Source organism: Polaromonas sp. P1_E3, from assembly GCF_056405935.1.
Map to the genome: position 1 here is coordinate 1 of NZ_JBFUBD010000005.1, position 21,838 is coordinate 21,838.

Genomic DNA, 21,838 nt, shown 5'->3' on the forward strand with positions numbered 1-21,838 from the left:
GTCTTGGGCTTGCCGTCTTCAATGGTTTCGATCGCGCGTTTTTCGGCGATGCAGCTATAGCCGTGGCTCCAGTCCTTGTTACTGACGGTGCCCGATCCGATGATGCTGCCGGCGCGGACGTTGCGGGTCTTGCAGATGTGGGCGATCAGCTGGCCAAAGCTGAAGGTCATCTCCGGGCCGGCTTCGCACATGCCGACCTTTCGGCCGTTCCAGGTACTTTGCAGGGTCATGTGCAGACGGCCCTTTTCCCAGGCGTCGCCGACTTCATCCAGCGTCACGGCCACCGGGCTGAAAGCCGTGGCCGGTTTGCTCTGAAGGAAGCCAAAACCTTTGGCCAGCTCATCGGGAATCAGGTTGCGCAAGGAAACGTCGTTGGCCAGCATCAGCAGGCGCACGCCCTCCAGCGCCTGCTCAGGCGTGGCGCGCATGGGCACGTCGCCGGTGATCACGGCGATTTCTGCCTCGAAGTCAATGCCGAACTCCTCGCTCGCCACTACCACGTCGTCGCAAGGACCGATGAAGTCGTCGCTGCCCCCCTGGTACATCAGCGGATTGGTGTAAAAACTCTCAGGCACCTCGGCATTACGCGCCTTGCGCACCAGTTCTACATGGTTGATATAGGCCGAACCGTCGGCCCACTGGCAGGCACGCGGTAATGGCGCCATGCAGCGCGACGGCTCAAACGGGAAAGCATGCCGTGCCTTGCCCTGATTCAGGGTCTCGTACAAATCCTGCAACTGGGGCGACATGAAGTTCCAGTCGTCCAGCACCTGCTGCAGTTTGCCCGCAATGCCCGTCGCATAATGGGCGGTTGAAAGATCGCGCGACACCACAACCAGCTGGCCGTCGCGTGAAGAGTCTTTATAGGTGGCAAGTTTCATCAATATCCTGATTGGTAGCTGTCGGCTTTGGCCGCAGGCCTGATTGTGCCGTGGCTGATGGCCGCTTCCGGCCTCGCGTTACGATTCATGCATCCCCCAATGGGTCACCCGAAATTTTAGTCACCCCCAATGAAAGCCAGCCCAGCCACACCCGCCACAGCGCGCAGCAGCGGCCTGCCGCCGCAACGTGCGGGCATCCAGTCGGTCGAAGTCGGCTTCGGCTTGCTGGAGGCGCTCTGCGCCACTCCCGGTCCATTGATGCTGCGCGACCTGGCTGGCGCCGCAGGCATGAGCGCAGCAAAGGCGCACCGTTATCTCGTCAGTTTCCAGCGGTTGAAACTGGTGGTCCAGGATGAGGCCACCACGCGGTATGACCTCGGCCCAGCCGCACTAAAGTTAGGGCTCGCTTCACTTTCGAGGCTGGACAGCGTAAAGCTGGCCCGGCAATGCATGCCGCGCCTGATGGTAGAGACCGGCCAGACCCTGGCGATAGCGGTCTGGGGTAACCAGGGCCCAACCCTTGTTCACTGGGAAGAATCCCCCCAGTCCGTCACGGTCAACCTGCGACTGGGCGATGTCATGCCGCTGCTATCGTCAGCCACGGGCCTGTGTTTTGCCGCATTTCTGTCTTCAAGCCGGCCCACAGCCAAACCGCAAGGGCGGTTGGCGCTGCTGATCAAGGATGAGCTGGCGCGCAACCAGAAGCTGGCGCGAAAAGATGTTCCAGCCACGATGACCGAGCTGAACGCTTTGCTTGATGAAATCCGCAGCCGCGGTATCGCGCGCGCGGTAAATACCCTGCTGCCAGGTGTGGCCGGCTTTTGCGCGCCTGTGTTCGATGCGGACGGCCACCTCGCGCTTGGCATCATCGCCTTGGGCTCGCTTGCAACGTTCGACCCGGGCTGGGACGGCGCCGTGGCACGGCCACTGGCCGATGCCGCACGTCAGCTTTCGGGCGAGCTGGGCTTCCCACGGGCATGAGCACATCCACAGCCTCCTCTCATCCGGCGCCCCGCTGGCGTGTATTGGCAATTTTGGCCGCAGCGGTGCTGGCTGTCCACACGCTTATGCTGACATCGTCCCCGGGACGATTTGGCCTCGAGCAAACTGCCGCGTCCCGGCGCAGCCAGGCTTTCGCAACACGCCACATCGCGCCGCCTCCAGCGCCTGCCGCAGTTGCGCAGGTAGACTCCCCACCATCCCCCAAGCCTCGGGTTTCGAAAAGGAAACCTGCCGCAGCCCAAGAACGGCCGGCGCAACCAGCTATTGATTCGATAGCTACTCCGCCGTCCGACCCAGTAGCTTCCAGCCCCCTTCCGGCAGAAAGCCCCGAGAGCACGCCCGAACAGGCGACGCCCGCAGCTGCCGCCGCCAGCGCGCCTGCGACGGCCGAGTCCGATCAGTCAGCGGTGGTCGCTGTCGTGGTGCCTGAAAGCGCGCGGCTGGAATACAAAATGACCGGCAGTGCCAAAGGCCTGACTTATCATGCGAACGCCCAGCTAGGTTGGTACCGTTCCGGCAACAACTACAACACCTTCCTGAACGTCAGCGCATTGTTCCTGGGGTCACGAAGCATGGAAAGCGTCGGGCAGGTCGGTCCGGAGGGCCTGGCGCCGACGCGCTTTACCGACAAATCAAGAAGCGAGGTGGCCGCGCATTTTGAGCCGGACAAGGGGCAGATTGTCTTCAGCGCCAACACCCCAACGGTTCCCTGGATAAAGGGTGCGCAGGACCGGGTCAGCGTCTTCATCCAGCTCGGTGCCATGCTGGCGGGCAACCCGGCCGGCTTTCCAGCTGGCACCACCCTGTCGATTTACACCGTAGGGCCGCGGGATGCTGACACCTGGACTTTTCGCGTTGAAGGCGAGGAGAAAATGACTCTGCCTTATGGCGAGCTGGAGACGCTCAAGCTCACCCGCCAGCCCCGGCGCGAGTTCGACCAGAAAGTAGAAATCTGGTATGCCCCGTCGCTGGGTTATCTTCCTGTCCGCAGCAGGATTACCCAGCACAACGGGGACTTCATTGACCAGCAGCTCAACGCGGTCGTCAAGACCTGAGGCCGCTGGCCGGCGTTGTTATGACGCACAGCCAGGCGCGTTTTATGTGTGGTTTTACGCAGGCAACGGGTCTTTACGTCGCGCGTGCGCACTTAAAGCCCACAGCTCTTGAACTTGGGACCATCGTTGCTATCTGAAGCCAAAGGACTACACCATGCAAATGCTTTACGACTCGGAATCTTTTGCTGTCATGCAGATTCACGCCAACGCGCCCGAAGAATCAGCGCCTGTTCCGGCTGTTCCCGAATTGGCCCGGCATGGCTTCGAAATTGTCGACAAGCGCTCGGGCAAAGAGGTTTACCTGGACGGCTCCTGGGCCGAAATGTTCCAGCAACGGCTAAGCGCCTGGGCGCAAAACACGCCCACGCAAGAGGAAATCGAAGATACCCTTGAAGGCTATAGCGGCCTTGCCAACACGCCGATATCGCTTCATTAAGTTGAGCCCCGACTGGATTTGCCCCAAAATCGCTCGCTTCGTGCAGTCCCGCTTGTAACGGGCTGCTTCGCACGCGGTTTGTCAAAGCCAGTCCCTTCGCCTGGTCTGACTTAAGAGCATCTGCGGCCGCTCGGCCCCCCTTTTTCTCCTCTTTCGTTTTTGTCAATCGGCAGATAGGCCTTCGGTCTCCTTGCGCACGTCTGCCTGGTAGAACCAGCGGTACATGGGCTCGGCCAGTACAAGCACGGCTGCCAGCCTTGTGACGTGGAACGCCGTCACTACGGGCACCCCCAGCTGCAGAATCTTGGCCGTGATCGACATCTCGGCAATACCGCCGGGTGATGTTCCAAGGAGCAGCGTGGCCCAGTGCAGGCTGATGAATTGCGCCAACAACCATGCAAATCCGGCGCACAGCACCATCATTCCCACCGTCGCGATTGCAACCGAACCCAGCCACCGAGGCGCCATCTGCACAAATCCGCGGGTAAACCGCACGCCCAGGCTGATGCCTATGACCAGTTGCGCGGCGTTCGTCATCCATTGCGGCAGGGCCGACAGCGCGAAGCCAAAGGCCGTCAGCAACAGGGATACCAACAAGGCACCTATAAACCACGGGTTGGTTCGCTTCAGCTTGAGCATGACCCAGCAGCCTGTGCCGGTCAGCACGGCTAGCAAAGCCAGCCCTGGTAGCTGGACCACGCGCGCGCCGGGCAAGGTGGCGTCCAGCCCGTGCAACCCTGCCCATTGAAAGCCAAAGGGAATGACGAGCGTGACCAGCAGTACGCGCAGGCTGTGCGCGGAAGCCACCAGGTCGGTCTGCGCCCCGTAGCGCTCGGCCATCAGCGTCATCTCCGATGCCGCACCGATAGGTGCCGCAAAATAAGTCGTGATGCGCGACAGGCCTTTGACCTGGAAGGGCCCACGCCCATGGTGCACCCGGAAGAGCCAGGCCCCGAAAGCCAATCCCAGCGCCAGCGCCCAGACGATGTTCAACGCGATCGCCCACCACAGTCCCGCCAGCAGGGCGACCACCTGGGGCGTGAAATAAAGCCCCAGCGCGCAGCCGATCACCCATTGCCCGCTGTTGCGCAGCGGCGTCCAGCTGGCCGTCGGGCCCCCCAGCATGGAGACCACGGCGGTCGCCAGCAGCGGGCCTATCATCCAGGGCAAGGGCGTGCGCAGCCAGAGGCACAGCAAGGCCGCGGCCCAGGCAAACAGCAGCGTCAGAATGACACGCATGAAAAAGGCGCGGGCGGGCATGGATGGGGAAGACATGGCTTTGAGCTGCGGCCAACAAAAGAAGGGCCGGAAGCATTAGTATCCATCGATGCGCCACTTCCCTACCCTTCGTCCCTCGGCATGGCTGCTGTGCGCCGCCACTATGGCCCTGGCCGCCGGCTGCGCGGGCCGGCCCGAGGCGCCCATCCTGCAGGCACCCGGGAGCGACACGACGCAGACATCCACCCGCCTGGAAAGCATCCTTCCGGCGGAGATTCTCATCCTGGGTGAGCAGCATGATGCGGCGGAACACCAGCGCATACAGCAGCAGGTCGTCGCCGTGCTGGCTGCACGCGGCGCACTGGCCGCGCTGGCGCTGGAAATGGCAGATACCGGCGCCAGCACCTCCGCGCTCAAACCCAGCGCCACGGAGCAGCAGGTGCGCGATGCATTGAACTGGAACGACAAAGGCTGGCCGTGGGCTGCCTACGGCCCTGCCGTGATGACCGCGGTGCGCGCCGGCGTGCCGGTGCTGGGCGCCAACCTGCCGCGTGCCCAGATGCAGGCCCGCATGGCGGACCATCAGCTCGATCTGCAGCTACCTGGGCCGGCCCTCAAGGCACAGCAGCAGTTGATCCGCGCCGGCCACTGCAACCTGTTGCCCGAGAGCCAGGTCACGCCCATGACGCGCATCCAGATCGCCAAGGACATCACCATGGCCAACACGCTGGCTCAGGCCGCATTACCCGGGAAAACCGTGGTGCTGCTGGCCGGTAGCGGCCATGCCGACCGCCAGCTGGGCGTGCCGCAGCACCTGCCGGCCGATGTGAAGGCCAAGGCCGTCCGCCTGCGCGCTGGCAGCGCCGCGCAAAGCGACAAAGCCGACGCCTTCGATGCCGTATGGGAAACGCCCGCGCTGCCCGAAAAAGACTACTGCGAAGGCCTGGGCCAAAAACTCGGGACCAAAAAATAGGCCCCCACGCTTTTCACTTCGTGTAATGCGCTGCCCCCCGGGGGGCCGCCCGCCTGCGGCCCGGCAAAGCCGGTTCCGCGGAAGGATGTGCGCCCCACGGTCGCTCACTTCGTGTAGCTTCCTGCCCCCTAGGGGCCGCCCGCCTGCGGCCCGGCAAAGCCGGTTCCGCGGCTCAAGCTGGGCTGAGAGGAGCCCGCCCTCAACCACCGCCTTATGGGAGCGCCGCTAACCGCTTCAGGCGTGTTTGCGGATCGCGTCCGCAACCACGTTGATGATGCGGTCTATGTGCTCTTTCTCGACGATGTAGGGCGGACAGACCACGATGTTGTCCGCCGCCGGTCGCACCAGCACGCCGTGGTGGAAACAGTCCATGAAGATGTCGTAAGCACGCTTGCCGGGAGCGCCGGCCACAGGTGACAGTTCCACCGCCCCGGCCAGTCCCAGGGCGCGTATGCCGATCACATTGGGCAGGCCCTTGAGGCCGCTGTGCATCGCATCACCCAGCACCTTGCCCATCTGCCCGGCGCGCTCGTACAGCTTCTCTTCCTTGAGCAGGTTCAGGGTCGCGATCGCCGCCGCGCAGGCTACCGGATGGCCTGAATAGGTGTAGCCGTGGAAAAACTCGATGGCGTGCTCCGGCGCGCTGCTGTTGGCATTCATCATGCCGTCGTAGATCCGGTCCGAGCAGATCACGCCACCCAGCGGAATCACGCCGTTGGTGACGCATTTGGCGAAGTTCAGCATGTCGGGTACCACGCCGTAATAGTCGGCGCCGAAACCCGTGCCCAAGCGGCCGAAACCGGTGATGACTTCATCAAAAATCAGCAGGATGCCGTGCTTGTCGCAGATCTCGCGCAGGCGCTTGAGGTAGCCCTTGGGCGGCAGGTACCAGCCGGCGCTACCGGCGACCGGCTCGACGATGACGGCAGCCACATTGCTCGGGTCGTGCAATGGCAGGATGCGGTTTTCCAGCTCCAGCAACAGGTCCTCTTGCCACACCGGCTCAGCGCCGTTGATGTAGGCGTGGTTGACCGGGTCGTGGATGAAACGCATGTGGTCCACGCGTGGCAGCAGCGCGGCACCGTAGACCTTGCGGTTGGCCGGAATGCCACCCACGCTCATGCCGCCAAAGCCGACGCCGTGGTAACCCTTCTCCCGTCCTATGAAGATGTTGCGGTGGCCTTCGCCGCGCGCACGGTGGTAGGCCAGCGCGACCTTCAGCGAGGTGTCCGCAGCCTCTGAACCTGAATTACAGAACAGCACCTTGTTCAGGTCGCCGGGCGCCATGCCCGCGATGAGCTCGGCGGCCTTGAAGGCCTGGTCGTTGCTGGCCTGGAAGGCGGTTGCGTAATCCAGCGTGTCGAGCTGTTTCTTGATGGCTTCGTTGATGGGCTTGCGGTTGTGGCCGGCACCTACGCACCACAGGCTGGAAATTCCGTCGATCACCTGCCGGCCGTCGTGCGTCGTGAAATGCATGCCATCGGCGGCCACAAACACGCGCGGGTCTTTTTTGAAGCTGCGATTGGGCGTGAACGGGAGCCAGTGGTGCTCCATGTTGAAATTCTGGTAGGCCATGATGGTTTCCTGCATCGAAGAGGGTGAAGCCGGGATAACAGCGGTTGATCTCGCATTCTGGCACTCTTCCCGGTCCGCGCACCGGCAATTGCCAACCCCGGCAGCAGGCGCCTGGCCCACCTGCGACAATTCATCCCCTATGAATCACGCTTATATCCTGACCCTGTCCTGCCCGGACCGTATGGGCATTGTTCATGCCGTATCCGGTTTTCTGCTGCAGAACGGCGGCAACATTGAAGAAGCCGCACAGTACAACGACCATGACACCGGGCTCTTCTTCATGCGGGTTCAGTTTGCCTGCGCGCAACTCACCCAGGAAGCATTGAAGACCCGGCTTGAAGCATTCTCCGCACCCTTCAGCATGAAATGGAAGCTTCACTCCACAGAAGCGGCGATGCGCACGGTGATCATGGTCAGCCGCGATGGCCATTGCCTCAACGATCTGTTGTTCCGCTGGAAGTCCGGCATGGTGCCGCTGGACGTGCGCGCCATCATCAGCAACCACCGTGATTTTTACCAGTTGGCGGCCAGCTACAACGTCCCGTTCCACCACATCCCGGTGACGGCAGCCACCAAAACCCAGGCCGAAGCCAGGCAGCTTGAAATCATCGAAACGGAGGGTGCCGAACTGGTCGTCCTGGCGCGCTACATGCAGGTGCTCAGCAACGACATGTGCGCCTCACTCTCGGGGCGTGCCATCAACATCCACCACAGCATGCTGCCGAGTTTCAAGGGCGCCAGGCCGTATTACCAGGCGCACGAACGCGGTGTCAAAGTCATCGGTGCAACGGCACACTACGTTACGGCCGACCTTGATGAAGGACCCATCATTGAACAGGATGTGACGCGCGTCGACCACAAGGACACCGTGGAGCACCTCACAGCACGCGGCAAGGACACCGAGAGCCGGGTCCTTGCGAGGGCTGTGAAATGGCACAGCGAGCACCGCGTCCTCCTTAACGGCCACAAGACCGTGATCTTCAAGTAGCTATGAGCCCCCACGGTCGCTCACTGCGTGTAGCTCTCTGCTTCCCGAAGGGGCCGCTGCGCCTGCGGTCCGGCAAAGCCGGTCCCGCGGCCCCCGCTTGCGAAGAAACGTCTCGCGCTGCGCCCTACGTTCTTTAACAGACATGGCTACTCCCGTGCGAATCCCACCGATTCAATGCCTGCTGACCTTCGAGGCGCTGGCGCGGTTGCGCAGCGTGACGCAGGCGGCAGAGGAACTCTGCGTCACCCCCAGCGCCGTCAGCCACCGCGTCAAGCAGCTTGAGCAGATCATCGGCACCAAGCTGTTCGGGCGCGCCGATTTCTCGCTGACCACCGAAGGCAGCGAGTACCTGGCCCACGTGCGCGAAGGCCTGGCTACGCTGCAGAAGTTTCCGGGCGCGGCCGGGCAGAGCACTACACCCGGCAAGCGCAAGCTGCGCCTGGCGGTCACCCCGACCTTCGCGCGTTCCATCCTGATCCCACGCCTGCGCCAGTTCACCGATGCCTACCCGGAGATCGACCTGACGCTGCAGGTGTCGATCCCGCTGCTCGATGTGGTGGCTGAAGATGCCGACCTGATCGTGCGATTCGGCACCGGCCGCTATGCAGACATGGAGCACGTCTGCCTGAGCAGGGACGAGGTCGCGCCGCTGGCCTCGCCGGCCTTTGTGCGTGAGCACGGCCCCTTCGAAGCGGCCGAGGACCTCGAAGGCGAGAGCCTGTTGCGCTCGCCGCTGGAGCCCTGGCGCACCTGGTTTTCCGCCCACAAACTCGACTGGCCGGATCCCCCCGACGGTTCCCAGTTCAACGATATCGGCCTGATGTGCGACGCCGCAGCCGCCGGCATGGGCATTGCGTTGATACGCCTCAAGCTGGGCGCGCCCTGGCTGGAAAACGGCTCGCTGGTACGCCTGGGCAGCAACGCGGTGTTCGCCGGCAACGTCCCCAGCCCGCACGCACACTACCTGTGCTGGCGTACCGGCACCATGGACCGCTGGGAATGCGCGGCGTTTGCGGACTGGCTGCGAAAAAGTCTGGGCTAGGGACCCAAGGGCGTTTGAATGAGAGCTCCTTACCGGCTACCCGGCGTTGCAAACGCCTTAACGTGGATTCACCCTGCCTGGGTTGTGCACCTTGCTCAAGGCCTTTTGATTTGTAGCGCATTTTGCGTACGCCAATAGCATTAGCAAGCCCCAGGCGTCCGACAAATGGTTAGGCGCCCATGCCGGCTCGTACCTATGATGGGCTAGCCGTGACACCGGCTGAGGGTCCGGCCAGCGGCACATAGTCAAAAACCAACTTGTTTAATGAGGGAGATTCTCATGAGGAAAAATCAATTAGCCGCCGGCGTGGCCAGCGTACTGCTCTCCATGCTCGTCTTGTCGCCTGCGGTTCACGCCGAAGGCAAGGCGGCTACGGCCAAGGCCGTCAAACCCGGCACCTTCTGCACCATCCAGGACGCCAAGGCCTGCCAGGACGCCGTGACGCCCGCGCAAATCCTGTCGCGTTTCAAGGCCGGCAACACGCGCTTTGTCTCCGGCAAACCGCGCCACCAGAACTACCTGAAGGAAATGAAGGCCACGGCGGAAGGCCAGTTCCCGCTCGCCAGCGTGGTGTCCTGCATCGACTCGCGCGCACCAGCCGAGATCGTGTTCGACCAGGGCATCGGCGACCTCTTCAATGCGCGCGTAGCCGGCAACATCGTCAACGAAGACATCCTGGGCAGCCTGGAATTCGCGCACAAGGTCGTGGGGGCCAAACTGCTGGTAGTGATGGGCCACACCAGCTGCGGCGCCATCAAGGGCGCGTGTGACGACGCCCAGCTCGGCAACCTGACGGGACTCATCGGAAAAATCAAGCCGGCCGCGAACCTGGTGTCCGCCGACATCAAGGACCGCACGTCCAAGAACTATGCCTTTGTCGAGATGGTGGCCGAGAGCAATGTGCGTCTCACGGTGGAGACGATCCGCGAGAAAAGCCCCATCCTGCGCGAGATGGAGCAAAAGGGCGAAATCATGATCGTGGGCGCCATGTACGACGTGAAAACCGGCAAGGTCAAGTTTTACGACATACCCGGCGCTAGCAAAGTCCCTGGCACCAAGTCCTGAAAACCTGTGAACGGGTCAGCGGCATTTCACATGCCGCTGTAAATTTCTTCAACCCGGCGGGGACCGCTTGCCCTACAGTCTGATCTCACCCTCCGGAGCCAGACATGAACGCCCCCGCCTCCCCCGAACAACACAGCCAGCTTGAGCGATCAGAGCGGCAATCACAGGTGGTGCGTGCCCTGCAAGCCGTGCTGCCTGCACACGCGCTGCTGTGGAACACCGAGGACACCACGCCGTACGAGTGCGATGGGCTGACGGCCTACCGCCAGCGGCCACTGGTGGTGGCGTTGCCCGAAACCTATGCCCAAGTGCAAGCTGTGCTCAAGACCTGCCATGCCATGGATGTGCCGGTAGTGGCACGCGGCGCGGGCACCGGGCTTTCCGGCGGCGCCATGCCACACAAACTGGGCGTCACGCTGTCGCTGGCCAAGTTCAACAAGATTCTCAAGCTCGATGCGGCCAGCCGCACGGCAGTCGTGCAGGGCGGCGTGCGCAACCTCGCGATCTCCGAGGCCGCCGCACCGCTGGGCCTTTACTACGCGCCCGACCCCTCCAGCCAGATTGCCTGCACCATAGGGGGCAATGTCGCCGAAAACTCGGGGGGCGTGCACTGCCTCAAGTACGGCCTGACGGTGCATAACGTGCTCAAGGTCAAGGGCTTCACCATCGAAGGCGAAGAAGTCGAGTTCGGCAGTGACGCGCTTGATGCCGCAGGCTACGACCTGCTCAGCATCATCATTGGCAGCGAAGGCATGCTGGCTGTCACCACCGAGGTGACGGTGAAACTGATACCCAGGCCCCAACTGGCGCGTTGCATCATGGCCAGCTTTGACGACCTGCGCAAGGCCGGCGACGCCGTGGCCGCCGTGATTGCCGCCGGCATCATCCCGGCCGGCCTCGAGATGATGGACAGGCCCATGACGGCCGCGGTAGAAGACTTCGTACATGCCGGTTACGACCTCAGCGCCGAAGCCATCCTGCTGTGCGAAAGCGACGGCACGCCCGAAGAAGTCGAAGAAGAAATTACCCGCATGACGGATGTACTGCGCCGTTGTGGTGCCACGGCCATTGCCGTCAGCCAGGACGAGGCCGAACGCCTGCGCTTCTGGAGCGGCCGCAAAAATGCCTTCCCGGCTTCGGGACGCATCAGCCCCGACTACATGTGCATGGACTCCACCATTCCACGCAAGCGCCTGGCCGACATCCTTTTGGCCATTGCAGAGATGGAAAAGAAATACCAGCTGCGCTGTGCCAATGTGTTCCACGCGGGCGACGGCAACCTGCACCCCTTGATCCTGTTTGATGCCAACGACCCCGATCAATTGCGCCGCTGCGAACTCTTCGGCGCAGACATTCTGGAAACCAGTGTCGCGATGGGCGGCACCGTGACGGGCGAGCACGGCGTGGGCGTGGAAAAGCTCAACTCCATGTGCGTGCAGTTCTCCGCTGAAGAAAACGAGCAGATGTTCGGTGTCAAACGCGCGTTCGACGGCAAAAGCCTGCTCAACCCAGGCAAGGTGATCCCGACACTGAGCCGCTGCGCCGAATACGGAAAAATGCTGGTACGCGGCGGGCAGATCAAGCACCCCGACTTACCGCGCTTTTAGGCGAAAGACGCAGCCGCATAGGAACCTCGTAGACTGCGCGGACAATCCAGGGCCAAAAAAATGCACGCAACACCGCCCAGCGGTTTTTCCACCATGCGCCGCCAGGTCTCTCACGTCCTGTCAGTCGCCTTGCTGGTGTTCGTCCCGCAGTGGGGCTGGTGCATCGAGGCAGGGCAGTCATTGCCCCACCTCGAGCCCTTCGACAGGGCCATGCTGGAGATCATGAAAAAACACGATGTCCCGGGCGCCAGCCTGGCCGTGGCCAAAGACGGCAAGCTGCTCCTTGCCAAAGGCTACGGTTATGCCGACAGGGACAAGCAGGACGCCATGACACCGCTAACCTTGTTCCGCATGGGAAGCATCAACAAGACCTTGACGGCGGTCATGGTGCTCAAGCTGGCAGAGGATGGAAAGCTGAAACTTGATGACCCGGTGCTGCCCTTCTTCGAGAAAGCCGGGATAGCGCCCGGCTCCCCGGCTGACCCGCGCGCCAAGGACATCCGCATCCGGCACCTGCTTCAGCATTCAGGCGGGTTCGATCGGGAGCGCTCTGGTGATCCGTTTTTTCAGCCCCGGCTCAGGGACGTTGCCCGCCGGCAAGGCGTTGCGCCCGTCACCTGTGATGCGATCATCCGGGATTCCCTGCAGGACAAGCTGGACTTCACGCCCGGCGAGCGCTTCGCCTATTCCAATACCGGCTACTGCATGCTCGGAAGGGTTGTGGAAATCGTCACCGGCGAATCCTACCGCGCCTTCAGCAGCCGGCAGTTTCTGATGCCGTCCACCGGCAAAGGCTTTCAGGCCGCAAGCAGCACCGAGAGCCGTCAGGGGGAGACGAAATACTACGCGTATCCCGGAGAGCCGCTGCAGCGGGGCGCACCGGGTATTACGAACGCGAATGTACCCAGTCCTTACGGCTCCTACTCCGTCGAAAACATGGACGCACTGGGCGCCTGGATTGCAACGCCAACAGATGTGCTGAAGTTTTTCCTGACGATCGACGGCGCACGGGGAAAATCCCTTCTGAATGAGGAGTCACTGCAAACCATGCGCAGCGAGCCGATGCTGGAAAAAGACGGCAATCCGGGCAGCTTTTATGCGGCAGGCATCCACGTCGTCAGGAGTGACAAAGGTGACAACTGGTGGCACACAGGCAGCCAGCCGGGCCTGCAGACCCTGGCACTTCGGACCCGGCAAGGCTATGCATGGGTGGTGGCCTTCAATTCCAGGCCAGACCCATCCGGGCGCCGCGCCTTCTTCAAAGACATCGACCAGGCACTGTGGGGCGCGGCGAATGCGGTGCGGGAGTGGCCGCAAGGGGATCTTTTTGCCAGTCCTTAAACTTTCCAGAATAGATATTGCCATGACCATTCCGGCAATTCCGGGCGATGCCCTCGCATCGGGAGTGCACTCACCTGCCGTGGAAACCATGCCATGACAGCGTTGCGGGGTTTGGCCTGGTTACTCGTCTTTCAGTCCGCGGGGGAACTTCTTTCTCGCGGTTTTTCCCTGCCGTTTCCGGGCCCCGTGATTGGCATGGTTTTGCTCCTGCTGGGCCTCCAGTCATACACGGTGCGCACCCCTGTGGCAGTGTGCGCAGACTTCCTGCTCTCGCACCTTTCGTTACTCTTTGTGCCTGTTGGCGTCGGGGTCATGACCCATCTTTCACTGGTCAGCCAGTACGGCGCACGCATGCTGCTGGTCGTGGTGGCGTCTACTTTGGCGGGTTTGCTCGTGACCGTGCTGATGCTGCACCTGCTGCGGGACCGCAGCGACACCCCTTCCCAGGACCCTCCACATGCCTAAATTTGTGGAGTTATGGGTCTACCTGTCGGCCACACCCCTGTTTGGCTTGACCGCGACGCTGGTGGTGTATGTGCTCGCGCAAACCGTTTACGCTCGTCTCGGGCAAGCGCCCTGGGCCAATCCCGTGTTGTGGACGGTTGTCTGCCTGGCCGGCACCCTGCTGGTCACCGGCGTGCCTTACCCCACCTATTTTGCGGGCGCCCAGTTCATCCATTTCCTGCTCGGCCCTGCTGTGGTGGCACTGGCATGGCCACTGTGGTTGCGGCGCGAAGAACTGCGCAGGCGCTGGGCCCGGCTGCTGCTTGCGGCCGTGGCCGGTGGTGCTGCGGCCAGCGGATCGGCATTGTTGCTGGGATGGGCAGTAGGCTTGCCTGCCGAAGTTACCCTGTCGCTCGCGCCCAAATCTGTCACCGCACCGGTCGCCATGGGTATTGCGGAGAAGATCGGCGGAATCCCTGCGCTGGCGGCTGTGTTTGCCGTGGTCACCGGGCTCGTGGGTGCGCTCAGCGGCAAATATCTTTTTCACGCCTTACGAATTCCCGTTGACGCTGCGGGATGGGCCGCACGTGGTTTTGCACTGGGCACGGCATCTCATGGGCTGGGCGCCGCGCGGGCATTGCAGGTTAATGCCGATGCAGGCGCCTACGCCGGGTTGGCGTTGGGCCTGCAGGTGGTTCTGGCGTCCGCGCTGATACCGTTGGTATTCCGGTGGCTATAGCCCGAACGGCAAACACGAAAACTCCGCATCACCTTCCTGCCGCGAGCAACAGGGAAGTGATGTGGAGGTTTCACTGGCGCGTTTGAAACGCGCCCTGTTGTTGCTTTAAGTCTCCTACACCGCCTGCAAACCTGGTTTGACTGCGCCAGCCGGTTTGGCCGCGGCCAACGCACCGAACAGAATCTCGCCGGAGAGCTGGCCACCTTCTTCAATCACCAGCTTGCCGTAGCGGATGATGCCCGTCACTTTTCCCGTGGAGTAAATCACCAGTTTCTGCCGCACTGTAAGGTTGCCGTTGAATTCGCCGCGGATTTCCGCCACGTCGATTTCTGCAGAGCCCTTGAATGCCCCCTGCTCGGATATCTGGATCACACGCGAATCCATGGTCGCTTCCACGAGGCCTTCGACCACCAAGGTATCGCAATCCGTGATCTCCACACCCTTGAGCTTGATGTTGGGGCCAACCGTCAACTTGCTGCCGCCTTCTTTTGCCGCACCGGCAGGGGCTGCGGCCTCATTGACTGCCTTGGTGTTTTGCTGGCTCACACTTGAAGACGACGGACCCGACTGCAGCGTACCGGAAGCACTGGTGCCCGTAGTCCCATAACCATTTCCCGGGCCGTGACGCAAGCCCGTCGGTGTCTCGTTTTCTCGCTTGCCAAAGAATGGTGTTGCCATTGTGAGTTCCTTCAAAAAGAACGCATGGTACGTCTGCAAAAAATTAAAAGCTTCGGCGGTATGCAAGATAGGTAACGAAATTAATTCTTACATTCACTGTTTGTCCGAGATGCAAATGATCAGGCTCGGTTGGCTCGACCGGCGGCCATGGAGAACGGCTCGCCATTTGGCGTGACGGCTCCGTTCGCTTATCCGCACGTGTCCAAGCAACGACTTCAAGCGCAGTGACTGCTGTTTATCCGCGAGATCTGGCTTCGTTGGTGCGCCCGTCCACCACCTGCCGGTCGCGTGTAGCATGCTGGACACCATGCCCCTCGACAGTGAATTTCACGCCTTCGCCCTTTTCGGGACTGCCATCGGGCAGTGTGCGCTGGTATGGAACGCACAGGGGATTGCAGCGGTGCGGTTACCGGAGGCATCAGAAAGCCGCATGCTGTCCCGTTTGCATAAAGAGTTTTCGCAGTTGGCTCCCGGCGCGCCGCCTCATGACATGCAGCTGGCCATAGATGCCATGACAGCCCTGCTGGCGGGTGAGCCCCGTGACTTGCGCTTTTGCACACTGGACCTGCGCCACATCCCCTCTTTCAGCCGCCGGGTGTACGCGATTGCGCAGGAGATTCTTCCAGGCAAGACCCGCACATACGGCGATATCGCCACCGAGCTTGGTGAACCCGGCTCGGCGCGTGCCGTGGGCCAGGCGCTGGGGCACAACCCGTTTCCAGTCATCGTGCCCTGCCACCGCGTTCTGGCGGCCGGCGCGCAGTCGGGCGGCTTTTCCGCACCGGGCGGCGTCTCGACCAAGCTGCGCATGCTGCTGATTGAAGGCGCCGAGATTGGCGGCGCACCCGGACTGTTTGACCGTGAACCGCCGTCTTCCAGTCATAGTCATTAGACAAACTCTCATCACCACAAAACTCAGCCACCCATGCCACACACCCCGACAGAAAAACCGCCCGCAATTCGGCTCTATTCAGCCCGCCTCAGCATGTTCGGCGCCAAGGTGCAGATCGCCGCATTTGAAAAAGGCATCCCGCTCGATATCGTCATGGTGCCCTTCACGCAGACCGAGGGCTACTCACCCAAGCATCCGGAGGTCGTGCGAATCAACCCGAAAAAACAGGTGCCCGTACTGATCAACGGCGACCTGGAGCTGTTCGATTCAACGCAGATTCTGGAATACCTTGAAGACCTGCAGCCCCGGCCGGCGCTGTGGCCGGCGGGCATCGCGGCCCGCGCGCGCGCCCGCCAGATGGAGCACATGTCGGACGAGGTTTACTTTCCTCACATCATCCGGCTCATGGGCCTGCAGCACAGCCTGGACGATCCGCAAGCGGTCGCCGCGATTGCCGGCGCGCGGGCCTTTTACGCGCGGCTTGAAAACCTCCTGCAAGGGCGGGAGTTTGTGATGGAGATCTTCTCGTTTGCCGATATCGCGCTGTACATGGCGATGCTGTTTGGCGAACGCCTGGGCGCACCCCTCACACCGGCCACACCGTTGCTGCTGGCCTGGCGGGGCAGGATGAGTGCGCGGCCTTCGGTACAGAGCGCCGTGATTCCCATGGCGAAATACCTGTTGTCAGACGGCAGGCCCTTGCCTGCCTTCATGGCCGAAATGCTGCAAGCGGCCTGACGCCAGGGCCCACACCCGACGTGGGTGCTCGGAAAAGCCGAGCAAAAACCGGCGCCATGGCGCAAACTGGCGAGCCGGCCGCGCAAACAAATCCAACAGGCGCGGGCCGGAGATAAAGGAGTTCGCCATGCCCCGCCATACCCCCATTGAGCGCTACCGCAACATCGGCATCAGCGCGCACATCGACGCCGGAAAGACCACCACAACCGAACGCATCCTGTTCTACACGGGTGTGAACTACAAGATCGGCGAAGTTCATGAAGGCACGGCCACCATGGACTGGATGGAGCAGGAGCAGGAGCGCGGGATCACCATCACTTCGGCTGCGACAACGGCTTTCTGGAAAGGCATGGCCGGCAACTACCCCGAGCACCGCATCAACATCATCGATACCCCGGGCCACGTGGACTTCACCATCGAAGTGGAACGCTCCATGCGCGTGCTCGACGGTGCGGTGATGGTCTATGACGCCGTGGGCGGCGTGCAGCCACAGTCGGAAACCGTCTGGCGCCAGGCCAACAAGTACAAAGTGCCGCGCCTGGCTTTTGTCAACAAGATGGACCGGGTGGGCGCCGATTTTTTCCGCGTGCAGCGGCAGATCAGCGAACGCCTCAAAGGCGTGGCTGTACCGGTGCAGATTCCGGTGGGCGCGGAAGACCACTTCCAGGGCGTGGTCGACCTCGTCAAGATGAAAGCCATCATCTGGGACGACACCAGCCAGGGTGTAAAGTTCGAGTACGGCGACATTCCGGCGGACCTGGTGGACACCGCCAACGAGTGGCGCACCAAAATGGTCGAGGCAGCCGCGGAAGCCAATGACGAGTTGCTCAACAAATACCTGTCGGGCGAAGCGCTGAGCGAAGACGAGATCAAGCAGGGCTTGCGCCAGCGCACAGTGGCCAACGAGATCGTGCCCATGCTGTGCGGCAGCGCGTTCAAGAACAAAGGCGTACAGGCGATGCTGGACGCAGTGATCGACTACCTGCCTTCGCCGGTGGATGTGCCCGCCATCCTGGGCCACACCGAAGACGACGTGGGTGAGGCCGAGCGGCATCCAAATGACGACGAGCCCTTCTCGGCGCTGGCCTTCAAGATCATGACCGACCCCTATGTCGGGCAGCTGATTTTCTTTCGGGTGTACTCGGGCGTGGTCAAGGCGGGCGACACGGTCTACAACCCCGTCAAGGGCAAGCGAGAGCGCCTGGGCCGCATCCTGCAGATGCATGCCAATGAGCGCAACGAGGTCAAGGAGGTGCGCGCCGGTGATATCGCCGCCGCCGTGGGCCTGAAAGAATCCACCACCGGCGACACGCTGTGTGACCCGGCCCACGTGATCATCCTGGAGAAAATGGTATTCCCCGAGCCGGTGATTTCACAAGCCGTGGAGCCCAAGACCCAGGCCGACCAGGAAAAGATGGGCATTGCACTGAACCGCCTGGCGCAGGAGGACCCCTCGTTTCGTGTGCACACTGACGAAGAATCGGGCCAGACCATCATCTCGGGCATGGGCGAGCTGCACCTGGAGATATTGGTCGACCGCATGAAGCGCGAGTTCAGCGTGGAGGCCAATGTGGGCAAACCGCAGGTGGCCTACCGCGAAACCATACGGCAGGCGGTGAACGACGTCGAAGGCAAGTTCATCAAGCAGTCGGGCGGGCGGGGTCAATACGGCCACGCGGTGATCAACCTGGAGCCGCAGCCTTCGGGCAAGGGCTATGAGTTCGTCGACGCCATCAAGGGCGGTGTGATACCACGCGAATACATTCCCGCCGTCAACAAGGGCATTGTGGAAACACTCAAGGCCGGCGTGCTGGCGGGCTACCCGGTGGTGGATGTGAAGGCCACACTGGTGTTCGGCTCCTACCATGACGTGGACTCCAACGAGAACGCCTTCCGTATGGCCGGCTCGCTGGCGTTCAAGGAAGCCATGCGCCGCGCCAAACCGGTACTGCTGGAGCCCGTAATGGCTGTAGAGGTCGAGACGCCTGAGGACTTCATGGGCAACGTGATGGGCGATCTCTCATCGCGGCGCGGCATGGTGCAAGGCATGGAAGACATCGCAGGCGGAGGCGGCAAGCTGGTGCGCGCGGAAGTCCCGCTGTCGGAGATGTTCGGCTACTCGACCACCTTGCGCTCGCTCACCCAGGGCCGAGCGACCTACACCATGGAGTTCAGGCGTTACGCCGAGACGACCCCGGACGTATCGGCTGCCATCATGCGCGGCAAGAGTGCCTGAGCGGATCGCCGGCTACAGCCTCACACTGGCCGACAAGCGTGCCCGGAGACAGCAGACGAGCTGTCTGCTGTGCTCGATCGACGGGAATATTGATGAAGATTCCGGCTTCGGGGCCAATGGGAGCAAGCGCAAGCAGCTATCAAACTGATAGCTGCTTGCGCCCGTCCTTATTGCTCGGAAGGCGAAGACCATCACCCGATTGTCCCAGGGCAGCAGCCTGCTTCCTCATCAACAAGCCTACTGGTCGACCTTGACGCGATAGGTGACGATGATCTGGGCGCCGGAGGCCAGCGAACCGGTGAAGGTCCACTTCAGCGCCCCTTGCGCGTTCACGGCCGGCTGTGTCGTCACGGCGCAGCCTGTGATGCCCGTGGGCAGCACGCCCGGGCAGGCGGTCGAGACGAACCCGGTGAACGCCGGTGTCGCGTCGCTCACGAACAGCGTGGACAGCGCCTGCGTGCCGTTGTTGGTGGCTGTCAACGTGTACTGCAGCGTGTCGCCGGGGCTGGCATTCACGCTGGTGGCCGCTGCGATGGCCTGGGTGACATTGCTCACCAGCTTGGCCAGCTGGAGGTCACCAGCCTGGCCGACGGTGGTGATGTCGATGGCGACCAGGGTGCTGACGGCCAGCGCCGGTGCGGCATTGGTGTAGCTGAAGGCGGCGCTCAGCGTCACACTATTCTGTGCGCCCTGCCCGGCGCCGGCGGGCACGAATTGCTTGACGATGAGGCAGACGGCCTGACCGGCGGTAACGGTGAGGGCTGTGGTGACCTGTGTTTCGCTGGCCTCCAGCGCCGCGTTGCAATTGCTGTCCTGGTACAGCACCTGGCTCCAGGCTGGGCTGGCCGGGCTGGCGGCGCTGGCCATCGAGAAGGTGACCTGCGCGCCGGTGCCGGCGGTGTAGGTGTGGGCGTAGAACACGACGGTGCCTGGCTGGGCGGTCTGCGCGCCGTTGGGACTCAGGCTGTTGGGTGCCACCATGCCAAAGCTGATGCCGGTGCGGGCCAGCCCTGAACCGGCGGTGTAGCTGACGCTGGGCCGGGTGTAGCTGCCGCCCGTGGTGCCGGCCGAGCCGCCGGTGGCGGTGTAGCCCGAGGGCAGCACGGGCGTGAGGACCACGGTGCCGCTGGTGGCCCCGGGAATCCAGAGAATGAAGCTGCCGTCACCGGCGGTCGGCTCGCTGTCCAGCGTGGTCGCGCCCTGCACGGCATTGACGGTGATGCCCGCCAGGCCTGGCTCCGTCCCGGCCCTCACGCCGTTGTTGGCGGTGCCTCCGCCTGCACCGTTGTCGGCGAACACGTTGCCGCTCAGGGTGCTGCCGCTGTAAAGACCAAAATTCTGCGGCGGCGGCGGTGCGCCCACAATGCTGAACTGGATGATGCCGGTGGGGTTTTGCGTGCCAATAAAGCCGGCCGGATAAGCCGCCGTGATATCGGTCAGGGTGTTGTTGCCGTCCACGATCAGGCAATAGTTGCCCTGCTGTATGTTGGTGAAACTGTAGGCGCCTGTGGTCAGATTGACTGATGCCGCCACCGTGGCCGGGCCCGTGCAGGTGCCGCTCGTGCGCGGCGTAAGCTTGACCCACAGTGCGGTGGCTCCGCCAATGCCGGCCTCACCCGCATCCAGGCTGCCGTTGTGGTTGGGGTCGCTATACACGTTGCCGCCGAAACCCAGGGCCACCGTACTGACCACGGGCGCAGCGCAGCCGGCGCTCGGCGTGTTGGCGGCCGTGCAGGTGGTGGGTGTCGGCGGGCTGGTGCCACCGGCCGGGTCCACGGCGGTGTAGTTGGTGACCGTGATATTGCTGGTGGGCCGCGCCGTGATCTGCAGTGTCGAGGTGCCGCCGCTCGCGGCGATGGTGCCAACGAAGTCGCAGGTCACCAGCGTGCCGCCGGCATTGGCCGCGGTCGAGCAGGTCCAGCCGGTGCCGCTGCTGCTGACATACGCCATATTGACGGGAAGCTGGTCGACCACGCGTGCCACAAAGGCCGGCGTCGTGGTGGTGGTTGCCACGGTGAGGGTGTAGACACTGTTGATGCCGACTTGTAGCGCCGGGCTGGGCTGGGACTTGGTGACGGTCAGCGTGGGATAGATGGGTGTGATGGTTACCGAGCCGTTGCCACCGGGGTTGCCAGTGCCCGGCGCTGTGCCGGCGACGGTGGCGCCACCCGCACCGCCAGCCGAGGCGCTCGCGGTGAACGCTGAAATCAGCACTGTGTCGCGGCAAGAGCCGCCTCCCGTGGCCTGGCGGGTGGCGTTGGCACCGCTGCTGTCCACCAGTTCCGCGCCCCCCACACCGGCTGCGCAACCGCCGCCACCGCCGCCGCCGCCCGAGCCGTCGCCGACACGCGTCGTGCCGGCGGTGCCGGCGCCGCCTTGCAAAGTGCCGATCGTTATCGCTGCCGGCAGGCCGGCGCGGCCTGGCACGTCGAGCGCGCCGCCCTGCCCGCCGCCACCGCCACCGGCGATGATCAGCCTGGCATTGGCGGCCGTGGCCACCACACTGGCGGCACCGCCGCCGGCACCGCCGCCGGACCAGCCGCTGCAGCCGGCCTGGCCGCCGGAGCCGCCGGCCCAGCCGGGAGCACCGCCCGCAAGACCGCCCGCGCCCGCCGCGTTGGCACAGGTAAAAGCCCCCTGTGACGTGTTGCCGGGCCGGCCACCTTGCCCGACAGCCACATTGAGCACGGTGCCGGGGGCGATGTAGTAAGTGCCGGTGGCCCGTGCACCCGCGGCGCCGGCGCCGCCGTCGCCGTTCAAGTCATTGCCGCCGCTGCCACCGCCCGCGCCGTTGGCCTGGATGATCACACCGCCCGCGCCCGCCGGCACGGTATAGGTTTGCAATGCGCCTGTGTAGTTAAAGGTCGTCTGCGCCATCGCGCACGGCGCAGCCACCAGCATGATGACGGCGGCCCATGCCATGCGGCC

Annotated in this window: 19 protein-coding genes; 14 read left to right on the forward strand and 5 right to left on the reverse strand. The window is 63.1% G+C overall.

Translation table 11 applies throughout. The annotated features are described in order from the left end of the window. Positions 1-881: fumarylacetoacetate hydrolase family protein (locus AC1D0Z_RS02050; protein WP_477656576.1), on the reverse strand; the 881-nt coding region annotated here is incomplete at its 3' end. Between the two features lie 129 nt (positions 882-1,010). Between AC1D0Z_RS02050 and AC1D0Z_RS02055 the strand changes: the two genes are divergently transcribed. The 3 genes from AC1D0Z_RS02055 (at position 1,011) to AC1D0Z_RS02065 (ending at position 3,374) form a co-directional block, all read left to right on the forward strand. Then, positions 1,011-1,862, forward strand: coding sequence for an IclR family transcriptional regulator (locus AC1D0Z_RS02055; protein ID WP_477656577.1), 852 nt, complete (start codon positions 1,011-1,013; stop codon positions 1,860-1,862). Between the two features lie 428 nt (positions 1,863-2,290). Continuing rightward, on the forward strand, positions 2,291-2,938 hold the full coding sequence (locus AC1D0Z_RS02060; protein WP_477656578.1) for a DUF3108 domain-containing protein: 648 nt from the start codon (positions 2,291-2,293) through the stop codon (positions 2,936-2,938). 154 nt (positions 2,939-3,092) lie between these two features. Then, complete coding sequence (locus AC1D0Z_RS02065) at positions 3,093-3,374, forward strand: BTH_I0359 family protein (protein ID WP_477656579.1); 282 nt, start codon at positions 3,093-3,095, stop codon at positions 3,372-3,374. A gap of 162 nt (positions 3,375-3,536) precedes the next feature. Here AC1D0Z_RS02065 and AC1D0Z_RS02070 read toward each other — a convergent pair whose 3' ends face one another. Next, the gene (locus AC1D0Z_RS02070) at positions 3,537-4,634 is read right to left on the reverse strand and encodes an AbrB family transcriptional regulator (RefSeq protein ID WP_477656645.1); all 1,098 of its coding nucleotides are present in this window, start codon (positions 4,632-4,634) and stop codon (positions 3,537-3,539) included. 67 nt (positions 4,635-4,701) lie between these two features. Here AC1D0Z_RS02070 and AC1D0Z_RS02075 point away from each other — a divergent pair, with 67 nt between their 5' ends. Continuing rightward, the gene (locus tag AC1D0Z_RS02075; RefSeq protein WP_477656580.1) at positions 4,702-5,565 is read left to right on the forward strand and encodes a ChaN family lipoprotein; all 864 of its coding nucleotides are present in this window, start codon (positions 4,702-4,704) and stop codon (positions 5,563-5,565) included. 234 nt (positions 5,566-5,799) lie between these two features. On the opposite strand, the gene aptA is transcribed toward AC1D0Z_RS02075, so the two are convergent. Further along, entirely contained in the window at positions 5,800-7,140 is a 1,341-nt protein-coding gene (gene aptA / locus AC1D0Z_RS02080) for an omega-aminotransferase AptA (protein ID WP_477656581.1), read from the reverse strand. 139 nt (positions 7,141-7,279) lie between these two features. Here aptA and purU point away from each other — a divergent pair, with 139 nt between their 5' ends. From purU to AC1D0Z_RS02115, 7 genes are all read left to right on the forward strand, one after another. Beyond that, a complete protein-coding gene (purU, locus tag AC1D0Z_RS02085) occupies positions 7,280-8,128 on the forward strand; it encodes a formyltetrahydrofolate deformylase (protein ID WP_477656582.1) in 849 nt (282 codons plus the stop codon). 142 nt (positions 8,129-8,270) lie between these two features. After that, positions 8,271-9,170 (forward strand): LysR substrate-binding domain-containing protein, encoded by a 900-nt coding sequence (locus tag AC1D0Z_RS02090; protein WP_477656583.1) that lies wholly within the window; start codon positions 8,271-8,273, stop codon positions 9,168-9,170. A gap of 279 nt (positions 9,171-9,449) precedes the next feature. Continuing rightward, positions 9,450-10,235, forward strand: a complete 786-nt coding sequence (locus AC1D0Z_RS02095) for a carbonic anhydrase family protein (protein ID WP_477656584.1) — start codon at positions 9,450-9,452, stop codon at positions 10,233-10,235. 104 nt (positions 10,236-10,339) lie between these two features. After that, a complete protein-coding gene (locus tag AC1D0Z_RS02100) occupies positions 10,340-11,842 on the forward strand; it encodes an FAD-linked oxidase C-terminal domain-containing protein (protein ID WP_477656585.1) in 1,503 nt (500 codons plus the stop codon). Between the two features lie 60 nt (positions 11,843-11,902). Continuing rightward, the gene (locus tag AC1D0Z_RS02105; protein ID WP_477656586.1) at positions 11,903-13,183 is read left to right on the forward strand and encodes a serine hydrolase domain-containing protein; all 1,281 of its coding nucleotides are present in this window, start codon (positions 11,903-11,905) and stop codon (positions 13,181-13,183) included. A 93-nt stretch (positions 13,184-13,276) separates the two neighbouring features. Continuing rightward, the gene (locus tag AC1D0Z_RS02110) at positions 13,277-13,648 is read left to right on the forward strand and encodes a CidA/LrgA family protein (RefSeq protein WP_477656587.1); all 372 of its coding nucleotides are present in this window, start codon (positions 13,277-13,279) and stop codon (positions 13,646-13,648) included. Continuing rightward, on the forward strand, positions 13,641-14,366 hold the full coding sequence (locus AC1D0Z_RS02115) for an LrgB family protein (protein WP_477656588.1): 726 nt from the start codon (positions 13,641-13,643) through the stop codon (positions 14,364-14,366). Before AC1D0Z_RS02110 ends, AC1D0Z_RS02115 begins: the two co-directional genes overlap by 8 nt. A 114-nt stretch (positions 14,367-14,480) precedes the next feature. Here AC1D0Z_RS02115 and AC1D0Z_RS02120 read toward each other — a convergent pair whose 3' ends face one another. Continuing rightward, on the reverse strand, positions 14,481-15,044 hold the full coding sequence (locus AC1D0Z_RS02120) for a bactofilin family protein (RefSeq protein WP_477656589.1): 564 nt from the start codon (positions 15,042-15,044) through the stop codon (positions 14,481-14,483). Positions 15,045-15,351: 307 nt separating this feature from the next. Between AC1D0Z_RS02120 and AC1D0Z_RS02125 the strand changes: the two genes are divergently transcribed. The 3 genes from AC1D0Z_RS02125 to fusA all read left to right on the forward strand — a co-directional run bounded on the left by AC1D0Z_RS02125 (position 15,352) and on the right by fusA (position 18,910). Beyond that, the gene (locus tag AC1D0Z_RS02125; RefSeq protein WP_477656590.1) at positions 15,352-15,936 is read left to right on the forward strand and encodes a methylated-DNA--[protein]-cysteine S-methyltransferase; all 585 of its coding nucleotides are present in this window, start codon (positions 15,352-15,354) and stop codon (positions 15,934-15,936) included. Positions 15,937-15,969: 33 nt separating this feature from the next. After that, positions 15,970-16,674 carry a glutathione S-transferase family protein gene (locus tag AC1D0Z_RS02130; RefSeq protein WP_477656591.1) on the forward strand — a complete coding sequence of 235 codons (705 nt, stop codon included), beginning with the start codon at positions 15,970-15,972 and terminating at the stop codon, positions 16,672-16,674. Between the two features lie 127 nt (positions 16,675-16,801). Further along, positions 16,802-18,910: an elongation factor G gene (fusA, locus tag AC1D0Z_RS02135; RefSeq protein WP_477656592.1), complete on the forward strand. Its 2,109-nt coding sequence runs from the start codon at positions 16,802-16,804 to the stop codon at positions 18,908-18,910. A 237-nt stretch (positions 18,911-19,147) separates the two neighbouring features. Here fusA and AC1D0Z_RS02140 read toward each other — a convergent pair whose 3' ends face one another. Further along, positions 19,148-21,832 carry an SdrD B-like domain-containing protein gene (locus AC1D0Z_RS02140; protein WP_477656593.1) on the reverse strand — a complete coding sequence of 895 codons (2,685 nt, stop codon included), beginning with the start codon at positions 21,830-21,832 and terminating at the stop codon, positions 19,148-19,150. Positions 21,833-21,838 lie beyond the last annotated feature (6 nt).